Source organism: Pseudomonas sp. D8002 (assembly GCF_013385695.1).
In the GTDB taxonomy this organism is placed as follows: domain Bacteria; phylum Pseudomonadota; class Gammaproteobacteria; order Pseudomonadales; family Pseudomonadaceae; genus Aquipseudomonas.
The window spans coordinates 358-15,752 of record NZ_JACAPM010000009.1 but is presented as its reverse complement, the minus strand read 5'-3'; the positions used below and the strand labels follow the sequence as shown (position 1 = coordinate 15,752).

The 15,395-nt window shown below is 62.6% G+C and carries 14 protein-coding genes; 12 read left to right on the top strand and 2 right to left on the bottom strand.

What is annotated here, in order from left to right; genetic code table 11:
- Window positions 1-59: 59 nt before the first annotated feature.
- Window positions 60-2,432 carry an outer membrane protein assembly factor BamA gene (gene bamA, locus HX807_RS05875; protein ID WP_102368638.1) on the bottom strand — a complete coding sequence of 791 codons (2,373 nt, stop codon included), beginning with the start codon at window positions 2,430-2,432 and terminating at the stop codon, window positions 60-62.
- 213 nt (window positions 2,433-2,645) lie between these two features.
- Here bamA and HX807_RS05870 point away from each other — a divergent pair, with 213 nt between their 5' ends.
- The 3 genes from HX807_RS05870 (at window position 2,646) to HX807_RS05860 (ending at window position 5,136) form a co-directional block, all read left to right on the top strand.
- A complete protein-coding gene (locus tag HX807_RS05870; protein WP_003211262.1) occupies window positions 2,646-3,329 on the top strand; it encodes a response regulator transcription factor in 684 nt (227 codons plus the stop codon).
- Window positions 3,326-4,606 (top strand): HAMP domain-containing sensor histidine kinase, encoded by a 1,281-nt coding sequence (locus HX807_RS05865; RefSeq protein ID WP_032898573.1) that lies wholly within the window; start codon window positions 3,326-3,328, stop codon window positions 4,604-4,606. Before HX807_RS05870 ends, HX807_RS05865 begins: the two co-directional genes overlap by 4 nt.
- Window positions 4,607-4,686: 80 nt before the next feature.
- Window positions 4,687-5,136 (top strand): hypothetical protein, encoded by a 450-nt coding sequence (locus HX807_RS05860; protein ID WP_177049478.1) that lies wholly within the window; start codon window positions 4,687-4,689, stop codon window positions 5,134-5,136.
- A 109-nt stretch (window positions 5,137-5,245) separates the two neighbouring features.
- Here HX807_RS05860 and HX807_RS05855 read toward each other — a convergent pair whose 3' ends face one another.
- Window positions 5,246-8,071 (bottom strand): winged helix-turn-helix domain-containing protein, encoded by a 2,826-nt coding sequence (locus HX807_RS05855; RefSeq protein WP_177049476.1) that lies wholly within the window; start codon window positions 8,069-8,071, stop codon window positions 5,246-5,248.
- A gap of 576 nt (window positions 8,072-8,647) precedes the next feature.
- Between HX807_RS05855 and HX807_RS05850 the strand changes: the two genes are divergently transcribed.
- The 9 genes from HX807_RS05850 to HX807_RS05810 all read left to right on the top strand — a co-directional run bounded on the left by HX807_RS05850 (window position 8,648) and on the right by HX807_RS05810 (window position 15,341).
- Complete coding sequence (locus HX807_RS05850; protein ID WP_003211270.1) at window positions 8,648-8,920, top strand: DUF2282 domain-containing protein; 273 nt, start codon at window positions 8,648-8,650, stop codon at window positions 8,918-8,920.
- Window positions 8,917-9,345 carry a DoxX family protein gene (locus tag HX807_RS05845; RefSeq protein WP_177049474.1) on the top strand — a complete coding sequence of 143 codons (429 nt, stop codon included), beginning with the start codon at window positions 8,917-8,919 and terminating at the stop codon, window positions 9,343-9,345. Before HX807_RS05850 ends, HX807_RS05845 begins: the two co-directional genes overlap by 4 nt.
- A 45-nt stretch (window positions 9,346-9,390) precedes the next feature.
- Window positions 9,391-10,158, top strand: a complete 768-nt coding sequence (locus tag HX807_RS05840) for an alpha/beta fold hydrolase (protein ID WP_003211274.1) — start codon at window positions 9,391-9,393, stop codon at window positions 10,156-10,158.
- A gap of 25 nt (window positions 10,159-10,183) precedes the next feature.
- The gene (locus tag HX807_RS05835) at window positions 10,184-10,456 is read left to right on the top strand and encodes a hypothetical protein (protein ID WP_003211275.1); all 273 of its coding nucleotides are present in this window, start codon (window positions 10,184-10,186) and stop codon (window positions 10,454-10,456) included.
- A 56-nt stretch (window positions 10,457-10,512) separates the two neighbouring features.
- Window positions 10,513-11,364, top strand: a complete 852-nt coding sequence (locus HX807_RS05830; protein ID WP_177023419.1) for a DUF692 domain-containing protein — start codon at window positions 10,513-10,515, stop codon at window positions 11,362-11,364.
- On the top strand, window positions 11,361-12,137 hold the full coding sequence (locus HX807_RS05825; protein ID WP_177049472.1) for a DNA-binding domain-containing protein: 777 nt from the start codon (window positions 11,361-11,363) through the stop codon (window positions 12,135-12,137). The genes HX807_RS05830 and HX807_RS05825 overlap by 4 nt, the downstream gene beginning before the upstream one ends.
- A 4-nt stretch (window positions 12,138-12,141) precedes the next feature.
- Window positions 12,142-12,678: an alpha/beta fold hydrolase gene (locus HX807_RS05820; protein ID WP_102368641.1), complete on the top strand. Its 537-nt coding sequence runs from the start codon at window positions 12,142-12,144 to the stop codon at window positions 12,676-12,678.
- Between the two features lie 92 nt (window positions 12,679-12,770).
- Window positions 12,771-14,135, top strand: a complete 1,365-nt coding sequence (locus HX807_RS05815) for an MFS transporter (RefSeq protein ID WP_023658995.1) — start codon at window positions 12,771-12,773, stop codon at window positions 14,133-14,135.
- A gap of 75 nt (window positions 14,136-14,210) precedes the next feature.
- Entirely contained in the window at window positions 14,211-15,341 is a 1,131-nt protein-coding gene (locus HX807_RS05810; protein ID WP_177049470.1) for an MFS transporter, read from the top strand.
- The last annotated feature ends 54 nt before the right edge of the window (window positions 15,342-15,395 follow it).

The window sequence follows — 15,395 nt, the reverse complement described above, 5'->3', positions numbered from 1 at the left end:
CTGTAAGAGCGGAACCAATAGCGGCCATAACCGCAAAAACGGATATGTACCCAGGCAGATCAGAAATTCTGCCCCATGGAGAACTGGAACACCTGCTTGGTCGCATTCTCCGGCGTACGAACCGGCAACGCCAGGTTGATACTCAACGGCCCCAACGGGCTGTACCACGTAGCCCCAACCCCCACAGATGCACCCAGCTGACTCAGGTCAACCCCATTACAACCCTGGGTAGTACTGAGGGCACACTTGTCCGAATACACGTTACCCACATCCCAGAACACAGACGTACGCACCGATTTATTATCTTTAAGGAACGGCATCGGAAACAGATATTCCGCCCCCCCGGTAATCAGGATGTTGCCCCCCAACGCCTCAGGACTGCGGTCGCTGTAGTACTGCTGGCCCGCACTGGCATACGCCCCGGTCGCCGGCGTACTGCGCGGCCCAAGCGTGCCGCTTTCAAACCCGCGCACCGAACCTTCACCCCCGGCCGTGTAGTTTTCATAAAACGGCAGGCCGTCCGTCGAGCCGTACCCGTTGGCGTAACCGAGCTTGGTATGCAAACGCAGCGTCGTCGAATTGGTGATCGGCACAAATGTCTGCCCGGAATAATCGAGTTTGTAGAAACTCAAGTCACTGCCCGGAAGCGTCACCGTCAGGTTCAGGTTCTGCGAGTAACCACGGGTCGGCATCACGCCTTTGTTCAACGTCGACTCCGACCACCCAAGGTTGGCCTTGAAGTTGGTGAACTCACTGCCTTCGCGCTGAAGAAAATCGTAGATCTCATCAGAGCTGTAGATGCCCGGGTCGATACTGTCGTGTTGCACCGTCAGGCCGAAACTCAACCGCGAGGTTTCATTGATCGGGTAGCCGAGTGTGGCCCCCAGGCCGTAACTGTTGATGGAGTAGTAGGAAACACCGCTGCCATCGTCGTAGTAGTTGTTGTAATCGGTGGCACTGTAGAACGCGTTATAGCCCAGGCTCACCCCGTCCGGCGTGAAGTAGGGGTTGGTAAAGCCAATGTTGTACTTGCTCTGGTACTGCGAGCGGGTCAGGCCCAGGCTGGCATAATCTCCGGTGCCCAGGAAGTTGTTCTGGGTGATCGAACCGCCAAGGATCAGCCCGGCATCCTGGGCAAAACCGACGCTGGCGGTAATCGAGCCGGACGCTTGTTCTTCGACCGCGTAGTTCACATCAAGCTGGTCGTCGACCCCCGCCACGGCTGGGGTTTCGACGTTGACCTCCTTGAAGAAGCCCAGGCGCTCAAGGCGAACCTTGGACTGGTCGATCAGGTAGGTCGACGCCCAGCCACCTTCCATCTGGCGCATTTCCCGGCGCAGCACCTGGTCGTCGGTCTTGGTGTTGCCACGGAAGTTGATGCGGTTCACATAGGCCCGTTTGCCCGGGTCGACCGCAAACACGATGTCCACGCTGTGGTCTTCATCGTGGGGCGTGGGCATGCCGTTGACGTTGGCGAAGGTGTAGCCGTCGTTACCCAGGCGCCGGGTGATCAGGTCCGAGGTGGTGGTCATCAGCTTGCGCGAGAACACCTGGCCTTTCTGCACCAGCAACAGGGCTTCAAGCTGGTCCTGGGGCACTTTCAAGTCGCCGCTGAGCTTCACGTCACGCACCGTGTATTTCTCGCCTTCGTTGATGTTGACGGTGATATAGACGTGCTTCTTGTCCGGGGTGATGGACACCTGGGTCGAGGTGATGTCCATGTTGATATAACCACGGTCCAGGTAATAGGAGCGCAGGCGTTCCAGGTCCCCGGTGAGTTTTTCACGGGCGTACTTGTCATCGTTGGTGAAGAACGACAGCCAGTTGCTGGTCTTGAGGGTGAACGTGCCGATCAGTTCCTTGTCGGTAAACACGTGGTTGCCCACCACGTTGATGTGCTGGATCGCGGCCACGGAGCCTTCGTCGATCTTGACCTTCAGGCCCACGCGGTTACGCGGCTGCGGCAGCACTTCGGTGTCGACCGTGGCCGAATAGCGACCCTGGGCCACGTACTGGCGCTGCAGTTCGTTGCGCATGCCTTCCAGGGTGGCGCGCTGGAAGATCTCGCCCTCGGCCAGGCCCGACTGCTTCATGCCCTTGAGCAGGTCTTCGGTGGAGATGGCCTTGTTGCCTTCGAACTCGATGCTGGACACCGATGGGCGCTCGACCACATTGATGATCAGCACCGTGCCGTCGCGGCTCAATTGGATGTCCTGGAAGAAGCCGGTCTTGAACAACGCACGGGTGGAATCCACCAGCCGTCGGTCATCCGCCTCGTCCCCCACGTTCAGCGGCAAGGCACCAAACACGCTGCCCGCCGAGACCCGTTGCAGACCGTTGATACGGATATCCGAGATTTTGAAGGCTTCAGCGTGTGCAAGTGTGACATTGAGCAGCAGCGCAACCGAGCAGAGCAGGCGCGAAAAATTCATCAAGATCTTTTCCAGAACACATCGACAAGCAGCGCAAGCGCGCCGGGATGACTCGCCGCAGACGGGTCACCACAACGCGGCCAGACGGGTGGACGGCAAGCATAAGAGCGGCGCGGGTTTGGTGCGGTTAACCAAGTGTCAAGTTAGGTAAAGGTTGGCCCCGGGGCGATGAGGCTGGGCGATACTGTGGGGGTACCCTTTCACGAGCTCGCCATGATCCGCGTATTGCTAGTCGACGATGACCAGGAACTGACTGAAATGCTGGGCCAATACCTGGAGCATGAAGGCTTTGAGGCGACCTGCGTGCACACCGGCGAGGAGGGTGAAGTTGAGGCGTTGTCGGGGCGCTACAGCATTGTGGTGCTGGACGTGATGCTGCCCAGGCTCTCGGGCATCGAGGTGCTCCGGCGTATCCGGGCCAGCAGCCAGGTGCCGGTGGTGTTGCTCACGGCCCGGGGCGACAACATCGACCGGATCACCGGGCTGGAACTCGGCGCGGACGATTATGTGCCCAAGCCCAGTTCCCCGGGGGAGCTGGTGGCGCGCCTGCGCGCGATCATGCGCCGGGTGCAACCCGTGGACCCGCCGGCCGCTGACGTGATCAAGACCGGCGCCCTGGTGCTCTGGCCCGGCAAGCGCCAGGCCCTCTGGAAAGGCTGCGCACTGGGGCTGACCAGTACCGAATTCAGCCTACTTGAAGTGCTGGCCCGGTGCGCCGGCCAGGTGGTGAGCAAAAAGGACCTGTCGCTCAATGCCCTGGGCTGCCCGTTGACCCGCTATGACCGGCGCATCGACGTGCATATCAGCAGCATTCGCCAGAAGTTGGGCCCGCGCCCGGATGCCAAGGCCTGGATCCAGAGCGTGCGTGGCCTCGGTTACCTGTTGATCGCCGAATGATGAAACCCAGCCGGCTGTTCTGGAAACTGTTCCTGGCCTTTTGGCTGGCCACCAGCCTGACGTTCCTGGTGGGCTTGAGCATTCTCGTGGCGGGCAGCCTGGGCCCCGGGGACCATCATCTGGATGCGATCCTGGCCAGCGAAGAACAGTTGCTGGAACAGTACGGTGTCGAGTCGGGCCGCCAGCTCCTGGCGGTGTGGCAGCCACCCCACGGCCAAGCCATTGGCGTTTATGACAGTGCCGGTCAATTGCTGGCCGGCACGCCGGTCTCGCAGGTGGCTTATGAAAAGTCGCTGATCAGCAAGGACGGGGCCGCGCTGTCCCTCAGGTCTTCCCATCCTCCCCACGAACCCGGGCGCCTGGGCCACTGGATCCCGCTGATCATCGGCACGCTGATGAGCGCGCTGTTCAGTGGGTACATGGCCTACTACCTGGCGTGGCCGCTGGCTTATCTGCGGCGGGCGATGGGCGACGTTGCGCTGGGCCGCTTCGAAACCCGGGTGCGGCCGATGATGGGCAAGCGCCGTGATGAAATCGTCGACCTGGCCGAAGACTGCGACCGCATGGCCAACCAGCTCAAGCTGCTGGTGGAGGCCCAGCAACAGCTGTTGCACGACATCTCCCATGAACTGCGCTCACCGTTGACGCGCCTGCAAGTGGCCATCGGGCTGTTGCAGCAAGACCCGGCACGCCAGGAAATGCTCGGGCGCATCCAGCGTGAATCGGCGCGCATGGACACGCTGATCGAGGCGCTGCTGACCCTGGCGCGTGTGCAGGGCCGTCCCGAAAGCATCGAGCGCGAGCCGGTGGATATCGTCGAATTGCTGGCCGTGATTGTCGAGGATGCTCAGTTCGAGGCGGGTATCAAAGGCTGCAGTGTCAGCTTGCAGGCGTGTCCGGACTTTGTCAGTCGGGCCAGCGGCGAGCTGCTGTATCGGTGTTTCGAAAATGTCATTCGAAATGCCGTGCGCTACACGCAGCCTGATACCACGGTGCGGGTTTCGGCGGAGGTCAGCCCCGACACCCGTTGGCTGCGGGTATTGATCACCGATCAGGGTCCGGGCGTTGAAAACCTGCGGTTGCGGAGTATTTTCGAGCCTTTCGAACGTGGCCCGCATGACACCGATGCCGGTTTCGGACTGGGCCTGGCGATCGCCTTGAGGTCCGTGGAAATGCATGGCGGCACCATCGAGGCGCACAACGAGCCGTCCGGCGGGTTGAGCGTGGAAATCATCCTGCCTCGGGTGGGATCTTTACACGATATTACATTGGCTTGACCGCCCTGTACGCCCTGCGCCTTTAGACTTTTCTCCTGCGTGAGCTGATGTTCAGTGACGCCATTGGCGTGGAGGTGGCGATGTTTCAGGTGCACAAAAAAGGCTTCGTGGCCGGCAAGAAAATGGTCGACGGCCTGGTGCCTTACGATTTCTTCTGTGAAGACAGCCCGGCGATCAACCTGTTCGTGTTTACCGGCTCTGCGGCCCTCGGCCAAACCGTGGAAGAGCAGACATTGTGGGGCTTTACCCGGCTGGAGCGGTTTGAAGCCATGACCGGCGCCCTGGTGGCGAACAAGAAGAACGACGGCTGGTTTCAAAGCGTCAACGTGCTCACCGGGCCCAGCCAGAACGGCACCCAAAGTGTGAAATTCCAGCGCGTGCTGAAGATCATCAAGCACGCCACCGCCACGGGCCGCGCGACCAGCAAGTTTGAATATGAGATTCATACGGATGAAGGCGACACCTACTTCACCCGCCGACCCGCTGTACCCGACAGTGCGCAAACCGTCATTTATGCAGCGGATCAATAGCGCGGCTGCCGAGAGCGAAAAGGGGACAGATTTATTTAAGAGCGAAAAGGGGACAGATTTATTTATAAAATAAATCTGTCCCCTTTTTACCGTCCCCTGCCGGCAGCCTCTACCGGTGTTGAAACCTTGGCAACGAAGCAATCCGCATCTTCGGCTCCTGCAACCTGGCCAGGTCACTGGCAATCTGCGCCCGCCAGAAATGCGCCCCGGCCAGTTGCGCATCCACCCACGCCTGGCGCAGCAACACCTTGGCCTTGTCCACCGACCCGTACTGGGCCTGGCGCAGAATCAGCTGCGCCTTGATCCGCAACATCTGCGGCACGAACCAGCGCTCATGCCGGCCCAGCGCCAATTGCAGGGTGTCTTCCAACACCTCCAGCGCCAGTTTCTCCAGGCCCAGCCGCGCCAGCCCCAGGGCGTATTCACAACGCAGCAAGCTATAAAGCTGGCTGTCGCCTTGCCCATGCAGGTGATGCAAGGCCTCACCCAGCAACGGCACGCCTTCTTCGGGCGACCCCTGGCGGATCAGCAGGATGCTCTCGAAGCACAGCCGAAACTGACGCCAGATGTGCAGGTCCTGCTGGGTCGTGCTGTCTTGCAGCAAGCCCAGGTAGTACCGCACCTTGGGCAGGTTGGACGCCAACAGCGCCAGCGGAATTGCCCCCAGGCACAGGGTGTACCAGAGTGTCGCGGGGTGATCGAGGGTGATGGCTTCATCGACGCAACTGCCGATCAGGCGCAGTGCCGGGTCGACGTCGCCTTCCAGCAACTGCACCTGTGCCTTGAGGCAGCGGGCGGCGATGCGCTGGTCAAAATGCACGTCGATAATATGCGAGCGCGGGGCTGACGGTGACCCCAGCGCCTCGTCGATACTCTGTCGGGCGCCGGCCAGGTCGCCCATGTGAAACAACGCCAGCGCGCGCATGCGTTTACCCAGCAGTTGCTGGTTGCCGCTGTTGTTCAGGCTGATGTAGCGCTCGGCCAATTCCAGTGCTTCGACGTACTGGTTGCAGCCGCAGCGGTCACTCCACAGGCCCCACAGCGCCCGCAGCTTGTGCTCGGCATCGCCCAGGTCGCGGGCGTCTTCACGCACCTGGCGCCAGGCTTCGCGCATTGGCCCGCCGGTGCCATAGGTGAGCATCAGCACGCTGGCCAGGGCGGTTTGCAACAGCATGCGCTGGCGCAGCGGCAGCGGGGTGGTGGCGGCGCTGGCCAGGCCTTTGTCGACCCAGGTGCGGCACTCGCTGACCAGCGACAGGCGCAGCCACAGCGGCACACCGCCCAGGGTCAGTTCGATGCCGGTGGGCAGGTCGCCCGAGGCTGAAAAGGCCCACTCCAGTGCGGTGCGGATGGTGTTGATTTCCGGGCCGTAGAGGCCGATCCAGGTCTCGGGAGAAAGCCCGTCGAGGGTCTGCCCGGCTTCCTGCAATACGCCCAGCGCATACAGTGCATGACGCTGGCGGGTGGCATCGGCTTCGCCGTGTTCGTTGAGTTTCTCCAGGGCGTAGGCGCGGGTGGTTTCCAGCAGGCGGTAGCGCTTGAGCAACTGCGATTCACCGGCGATCAGCAGCGACTTGTCCATCAGGCTTTCCAGCAAGGGCAGGGCATTGCGTGCATCGAGGGTGCTGCTGGCGGTCATGGCCTTGACCGCGTCCAGGGTAAAAGAACCGGTGAACACCGCCAGTTGGCGCAACATGGCCTGTTCGTCGCCGGTGAGCATCGAGTAGGTCCAGTCCAGGGTCGCGCTCAGTGAACGGTGGCGGGCGAGGGCGGTGCGCCGGCCGGTCATTTGCAGGCGGAAGCTGCCGTCGAGCAACCCCACCAGGTCCTGGATGCCAAAGGTGCGGACCCGCGCTGCGGCGATTTCGATGGCCAGGGCGTTGCTGTCGAGCTTGCGGCAGATGGCGCTGGCGGCGGCGACGTCGGTGTCCTTGAACACGAAGCCGGGGTCGAGGGCCTTGACCCGTTCGATGAACAGGGCGATGCCCGACCAGGTCATGGCTTGCTCGGCACTCAAGTTCACGTCTTCGTCCGGCACCAGCAGCGGTGCGAGGTCGTGCACCCGTTCGCCTTCGGCCCGCAGCGGTTCGCGGCTGGTGGTCAGCACGCAGCACTGGGGCGCGCAGCGCAGCAGCACTTCGACGACGTCGGCGGTGGCTTGCAGCACGTGCTCGCAGTTGTCGAGCACCAGCAGCAACGGGCTGTTGGCGAGCATCGAGGCCACGCTTTGCAAGGGCTCGTCACTCACGCTTTGAATGCCCAGGGCGTTGGCGAGCATGCCGGCCACCCATTGGCCGCTGGTGGCGGGGGCCAGGTCGACGAAGCACATGCCCTGGTGAAAGCGGCCCTGCAGCAGTTGCGCCACGGCCAGGGCCACGGTGGTCTTGCCGATGCCGCCGGGGCCGGTGATGGTCACGAAACGCTGGCTCAGTACCTGGTCGGCCAGGCTCAGGATCAGCTGTTCGCGACCAATCACTGTGCTGGGCGGCGGTTGCAGGTTGGGCACGTCCACCGTCGGGGCGGGCACCAGCGCCTGGGCGATGGCGCCTTCACTCACTGCCTGCATCGTCACCGGCGCGACAAACCGATAACCCCGGCCCGGCACGGTGACGATGTAGCTGAAGTTGCCGTCATCCCCCAGCGCCCGGCGCAGCGCAACGATCTGCGCGCGCAGGTTGCATTCCTCCACCACCACTTTGGGCCAGGCGAAAGAGATCAGCTCGGACTTTTCCAGCAACTCGCCAGCCCGGCTGGCGAGGGCGATCAGCAAGTACAAGGCGCGGCTGCCGAGGGTCACCGGCTCGCCGTTGCGCAGCAATACATGCTGGCGCGCCAACAAGAGAAAGGGGCCAAAACCGATTGCATTCTCGGTGTGGTCCGGGGCCTGGGGGACGAGGTCCGTGAAGGACACTGCGGGGTATTTGCTCGAACTCATCAATTTGTCCTTTTTTGTAGTCGGGCTTGTTATTGGCGATCAGGCCATTCGCCCTTTTGGGTGCTTACGTGCGGCAGCAGGCTTGGAGAGTTGAAGTCGATCAAAAAGGTGAGAGTTGTCGCCCTCCTTTGGGGCATGGACGTTGTTATAGGGCGCGGGGCCGTTGGGTTTCAGGCGATGAGACTGTTTCAATTTAGAAACATTTTATTACTAGAAAACCTGATGTAGCAGAATGTATGCCAGTTGGCATGTAACAAAGATGACAACAACCGTATGAAATTTATGGGGATTTTTGAGGTCGTCGAAAGCGGGGGAAGGTGGGTGTTCGGAAAGGCGAATATTTCTAATTGTGTCGTTCGGGATGCCGAATAAAACGGCGGTGGTTTGGCGTGGTTTTTTTGGCTGTGTATCAGACTGTGTATCAGCACCCACTTGATACACCGGCATGAATAGAAGGAGGAAACGCGACACAGACGGGATACACGCCTGGCTTTAAATCTGTCTACCAGATGGCGCAGGCGGTCACCCACCGCACAAGCGCCCTGGCCACATTCAGTCAAGCCAGGAGATTCAACAATGAAGCGCCATTACGCAGCCCTTGCCGCCACCCTCGCACTGTCCCTCGGTGCCTTCGCCGCCACCGCCCATGCCGAGGATGCCAAGCCTCAGGAAAAATGCTTCGGCGTGTCCCTCGCCGGTGCCAACGATTGCGCCGCCGGTGCCGGGACTTCCTGCGCCGGCACCGCCAAGGCGGATTACCAGGGCAACGCCTGGGTGCTGGTGGACAAAGGCACCTGCACCCAGATCAAAACCCCCAAAGGCTTCGGCAGCCTGACGGAACAACCATGATTGCCCTGGCCCCTGCGGTGCTCAAGCGTGTGCTGCCTGAGGCGCTGCTGTTGCTGGTGGCCCGCCTCGGGATCGCTTCGGTGTTTTTCCTCTCGGGCCGCACCAAGGTGACCGGTTTCCTGCAGCTCAAGCCGTCGACCTACACCTTGTTTCGCTCGGAATACGCCTTGCCGCTGGTGCCGCCGGACTGGGCAGCGCACCTGGCGACCTACGCCGAGCATCTGTTCCCGCTGTTGCTGGTGCTGGGCCTGCTGACCCGCCCGGCGGCTGCCGCGCTGTTGGGCATGACCCTGGTGATCGAGGTGTTCGTGTACCCCGACGCCTGGCCGACCCACCTGACCTGGGCGGGCTTGTTGCTGCCGCTGCTGGCGTATGGCGGCGGGGCCTGGTCACTGGACTGCTTGCTGTCCGGCCAACGCCGTTAACCCTTTCACAACAATGATCAGGCCCCAAGGCCTGTGGAGAGTCGCATGCGTATTCTTTCTTCCCTGGCGATCGCCATGGCACTCGCTACACCGTTGGTGGCCTCGGCCGCCGATGCAGCCAAGCCCCAGCCGGGCACCGGTAAAAGCGTGGTGATCGTGCCCGGTTCCTTTGTCGACGGCTCCGGCTGGCGAGTGGTGCACGACATCCTGATTCACAAGGGCTACAAGGTCACCGTGGTGCATCAGGGCCATGAAAGCCTCGCCGCCGACGTGGCCGAGGCCCGCGAAGTGCTGGAGCAGCAGGTCGGCCCGGTGGTGCTGGTGGGTCACAGCTCTGGCGGCGGGGTGATCTCGATTGCCGGTGACCGCGACAAGGTCAAGTCGATGGTCTATGTCTCGGCCCTGCAACCAGAAGTCGGCGAGAACATGAGCCAGCTGCTGTCGTCGATGCCGGCGCCGAGCAATGACGTGATGCAGACCCGCGACGGGCATCTGTTCTTTGATCGCACCAAGTTCAATGCCGATTTTGCTGCCGACCTGACCACCAACCGCACCGACTTCATGGCCGCCTCCCAGGTGCCGGCCACCACCGCGCTGTTCGGCGGCACCGTGTGGGCCGCGGCCTGGCACAAGAAGCCGACCTACGCCGTGGTGTCCACCGAAGACCGTGCCCTGAGCCCCGATCTGCAGCGCTGGATGTACAAGCGCGCCGGCTCGAAAGTCACTGAAATCAAGGCCAGCCACTCGGTGTACATCTCCCAGCCCGAGGCTGTGGCGAAGGTCATCGAAGACGCGGCATCCGTCATCAAATAAACCCCACCCCCGAGGAGTAATACCCATGAGCACATCCATCAAATCCCGCTTGAGCCTTGCCACTGCTGCCGCCCTGATCGCCATGGCGTCCGCTTCCTTCGCGGCGGCCGCCAGCGCCGCCGACCAGCCGGAACAGCCGGGTCGCTGCTACGGCGTGAACAACTGCAAGGGCGAAAGCCTGTGCGCCACGGCCAAGAACGATTGCAAGGGCCTCAACAGTTGCAAGGGCCAGGGCGTTGTCGTCAAGACCCCGTCCGAGTGCCTGAAGCTGGGCGGCACCACTACCGAACCGAAGTAACACCCCGGCGGGCCCAGGTTGGGCCCGCCGCCTATTTATGCAACGGAGACCACATGATGCCGACACCCAACCCGCGTTTTCCAGGCTATGGCCTGGGGCTGCGCAAGGAACACTACAGCGAGTTCCTGGAGAACCCGGTGGCGGTGGATTTCGTTGAAGTGATCTCCGAGAATTTCATGGTCGCGGGCGGCCAGCCCCGGCACATCCTGCGCCAGATTCGCGAGCGGTATCCGGTGGCGCTGCACGGGGTGTCGATGTCGATCGGCACGGCCGAGGGACTCGATCGCGATTACCTGAAACGCCTCAAGTCGCTGGTGGACGAGATCGAACCGCTGTTTGTGTCCGACCACTTGAGCTGGTCCCGCAGCGGGGGTTTCAACTCCCATGATCTGTTGCCGGTGCCTTACACCCATGAGGCATTGGACCGGGTCTGCGCCAATATCGACCTGGCTCAAGAAGTGTTGGGCCGCACGATGCTGTTTGAAAACCCGTCCAGCTACCTGGCCTTTGATGACGCGTCCATGAGCGAGTGGGAATTCATCGCCGCCATGTCCCGGCGCACCGGCTGCGAGCTGTTGCTGGACGTCAATAATGTGTTTGTCAGCGCCAGCAACCATGGCTTTGACGCTCTCGCGTTTCTCGACGGGATTCCGGCCGAGCGGGTCCGGCAAATTCACCTGGCCGGCCATAGCCAGGGCCGCGATTTGCTGATCGACAGCCACGACAGCCCGGTGTGTGATGGCGTCTGGGACTTGTATGCCAAGGCCGTTGCGTTGCTCGGCCCGGTCGCCACGATGATCGAGCGCGATGACGAGATCCCGCCCCTGGCAGAGCTGCTGGAGGAGCTGTCGATCGCCCGCATGCTCGGTGCCTCCGAGGCCTACAAGCGTGCGCAGGTGCGCTCATGAATCTCGCGCAATGGCAGCAGGCTTTTCATACCTGGCTGGTGAGTGCCTCGGAGCAGTCGGCCGAGATGTTGGGTAACAAGGCCGCGGGACTGGCGGTGTATCAGAACAACTACCGCGCGCAATTGGTGGGTTGCCTGGAACAGGCGTTTCCCAACCTGCGGCGCTGGGTCGGGGACGAGGCGTTCCTGGCCGCGTGCGTCAGCCATATCGACCGGCATCCGCCCCATGCCTGGACCCTGGACGTCTATCCCGAGGGTTTTCACCTGACCCTGGGCGAACTGTTCCCCAACAATCCCGACGTGCATGAACTGGCCTGGATCGAGTCGTCGCTCAATGAAGCGTTTGTCGCCGCCGATGCCAGCCCGTTGCCCATGGACGTGCTGGCGTCGGTGGATTGGGACACGGCACGCCTGCAACTCACGCCGTCGCTGCGCTGCCATGGGCTGACCACCAACGCCGAGGCGATCTGGTCGGCATTGTGGCAGCAAACCCCTGCGCCCGAGGCGCTGATGCTGGCCGAGGCCGGTGGGCTGCTGGTGTGGCGTCGCCAGTTCACCTCGCGCTTGCGCCAGGTCGATGCGCTGGAGTTCCAGGCCTTGGTGCACCTGCAAGGCGACGGCAGTTTTGCCGGGTTGTGCGAGTTTCTGGTGGAGCGCCTGGGGGAGGAGAAGGGCGTGGCAAAAGCCGGTGAGTGGCTGGCCGGCTGGATCGGCAGCGAGTTGATTGTGGGGGTCGTTGAAGACCTTTCTGTGTCGCATTTTTCGGAGCTCTAACACCATGTCTTTTTTCAATCGCCGTCGCTTTCTGATTTCCAGCGCCATTGCTTCAGTGGCGTTGTCACTGCCGGTCATGGCGACGCCCGCCCGTTGGACGATCCGCCAGGTCAGCACCGACCTGCTGGATATCGGCTACTACGAGGCCGGCCCGGAAGAGGGCAGGCCGATCATTTTGCTGCATGGCGCGGACGGCGACCTGGAGCGCTTCGCCGAGGTCGCACCCTACCTGGCCGCCCGGGGCTTTCGGGTAGTTGCCCCGTACCTGCGTGGCCATGGCACTACCACGCCGCTGGACAAGGCGGCACCCGCCAGCACTCAGGAAGTGGTGCTCGGCCAGGACGTGCTGGACTTGATGAACGCCTTGCACATCCCCGAGGCGGTGCTCGGCGGGTTCGATCTCGGCGGCCGCGCTGCCACCGCCGCGGCGACCTTGCGGCCAAGCCGTTGCGTGGCATTGGTCACCGTCAACAGCGCGCCGCAGCCCGCCCTGGCCGAGGTGCTGGTGCAGATGGCGCAGATGGGCAAATGGCGCACCTGAACATGAATATTTGGACAGCCGCGCATTTGCCCGCTGAAAAAAAAGGCCGCTGCCCGTAATCTAGACGCCTTTGCCACGTGTGCGGATTGTCCATGTCTTCAGTAGCTGATGGGTTGCCCAGTGATAAGCGTCTAGCGGCGGTTGTCGCCATTTCCCTGGGGATCGGCATGGCGACCCTCGACACGGCCATCGTCAACACCGCGTTGCCGACCCTGGCCGAAGGGATTGGCACCGACTCCGCTTCGGTGATCTGGGTGGTCAATGCCTACCAGTTGGCGACCATTGCCGCGGTACTGCCCTTTGCGTCCCTGAGTGATGTGGTCGGCCACCGCCGGGTGTTCCTCGGCGGCTTGCTGGTGTTTGTGGTGGCGTCGCTGTTTTGCGGGCTGGCCTGGTCACTGCCGACGCTGACTGCCGCCCGGGTGGTGCAGGGCCTGGGTGCTGCGGCAATCATGAGCGTCAACATTGCGCTGCTGCGGCACATCTACCCGGCAAAAATCCTCGGCCGGGGGCTGGGGTATAACTCACTGGTGGTGGGGCTGGCCTTTACCCTGGGGCCGACGGCGGCGTCGGCGATTCTATCGGTGGCTACCTGGCACTGGTTGTACCTGATCAACCTGCCCCTGGGGGCACTGGCCCTGTGGCTCGGGGTGCGGGCGATTCCGGTGATCCCGATCACCGGGCATGCCTTCGACCGGCTGGCGGCAATTCTCTGCGCCGGATTGTTTGCCCTGCTGGTGCTGGGCCTGGGCTCGGCGGTGCACGGTGCGCAGGCGGTGTTGACGCTGGGGCTGATCGCCGTGGCGCTGCTGTGCGGGCTGTTGCTGATCCGCCGTCAGGCCGGGCACCCGGCGCCGATGCTCGCGGTGGATCTGTTCAAGCGCCCGCTGTTCACCTTGTCGGCCCTCACCGCGATTTGCGCGTTCAGCGCCCAGGGGCTGGCGTTTGTGTCGCTGCCGTTCCTGTTGCAAACCGTGTTGGGGCACAGCCAGGTGGCCACCGGTTTCCTGATGACGCCGTGGCCGGCGGTGGTCGCGGTGATGGCGCTGATTGCCGGGCGCCTGGCGGACCGTATCTCCCTGGCGTTGTTGTGCGGCATCGGCCTGGTGATGTTGAGCGCGGGCATGGCCTCGCTGGCGACCCTGGGCAACGACGCCTCGACCTTCGACATCGGTTGGCGCATGGCCCTGTGTGGCGCCGGGTTCGGTTTTTTCCAGTCGCCCAACCTCAAGGCGATCATGACCAGCGCACCGATTGCCCGCAGCGGGGGAGCCAGCGGGATCGTCGCCACGTCGCGGTTGATGGGGCAGACACTCGGCGCTTCGTTGGTGGCGTTGTGTTTCCACCTGTCCCTGAGCAGCGGCCCGCAGTACGCGTTGTGGCTGGGCTGCGGGTTTGCCCTGGTGGGCGCGGTGGCCAGCGGGTTGCGCCTGATGCAGGACGGCGCCAAGGTTTAATTATTTGGGCCTTGTAAAACCTTGAGGTAGACGGCTACCGTGGCCGTCTAAATAATTCTGAATGTTTCAGCTTTTATGTCTGATCTGGCCCAACGCAGTGCTGATTCCCACTCCCGCCGTGCCGCGCTGACCCTTGGCCTGTGCCTGCCCAGTGACGTGTTGCTGTACCTGGTGCTGCCGATGGAGTCCCAGGCGTTCGGTATCACCCTGGCCCAGGCCGGGGTGCTGCTGGCGGCCAACCGCCTGGTGCGGATCTTCGGCTACAAGCATGTTCTGAATTTCTACGCCCGCAACGGTGATCGGCTGACGTGCTCCATTGCCGCCGGCGCGGCGGCGGTGTGTGCTCTTGGCAACTCGATGCTGTCCGGGTTTGCGGCCTTGCTCGGGCTTCGGTTGGTCTGGGGCCTGTGTTTTGCGGCGTTGAACCTTTCCACTCAAGTATTGGCTACCTCTGAACCGCTGGGTGCGGCGCGGCGGGCGGGGCGGTCGCGGGCGTTGATTGCCCTGGGGCCGATGCTGGCCTTGCCGTTGGGTGGTTGGCTGACGTTGCAGGTTGGGCCGCGGCCGATCTTCTGGATTCTGGCGGTGTGTTGCCTGGTGGGGTTGTGGATGGCGCGGGGGTTGCCGACTGCGGGTCACAATTTGCATGGCACGCCGGGGCGGCGGTTCAAGTTGCCTGACAGTGTGGCGACCTGGTCGTTTATCGAAGGGGTGGCGCTGGATGGGCTGTTTATCTTTGGCCTGTCGATTCAGGCGCAGAAGCTGTTGGGTGGCAATGCGGTATTGATTGCCGGTGGGTTGATGGCGCTGCGTTATGTTTCGGAGTTGCTTCTGAGTCCGCTGGGGGGGCGTGCTGCGCAGCAGTTTGGTGCTACTTCGATGTTGCTGCTGTTTTCGTTTCTCAGTGCGTTGGCGTTGGGGGCGTTTGGTAGTCATTGGGTGATTGTGGGGGCGGCGGCGGTGTTGGTGTTGCGGGCGTTGCAGTTGCCGTTGGTGACGACGCTGGTGGCGGAGCGTAATCCGGGGGCGATGCGGGTTTCGGCGTTGGCGTCGAATGCGGTGTGGCGTGATGTGGGGGCGGGGCTTGGGCCTTTGCTGGCGGGGTTGTTGTTGCCGATGGCGTCGGCGCCTTGGGTGTTTGGCGTGGCGGGGGCGGCGATTGCGGTCAGTGCGGTGTTTTGCTGGCGGGCCAGGGGTTTAGCATGAGATGGGGGGAGGGGGGTACATATCCGTTTCTTCGGTAACGGCCACTTAGGGTTC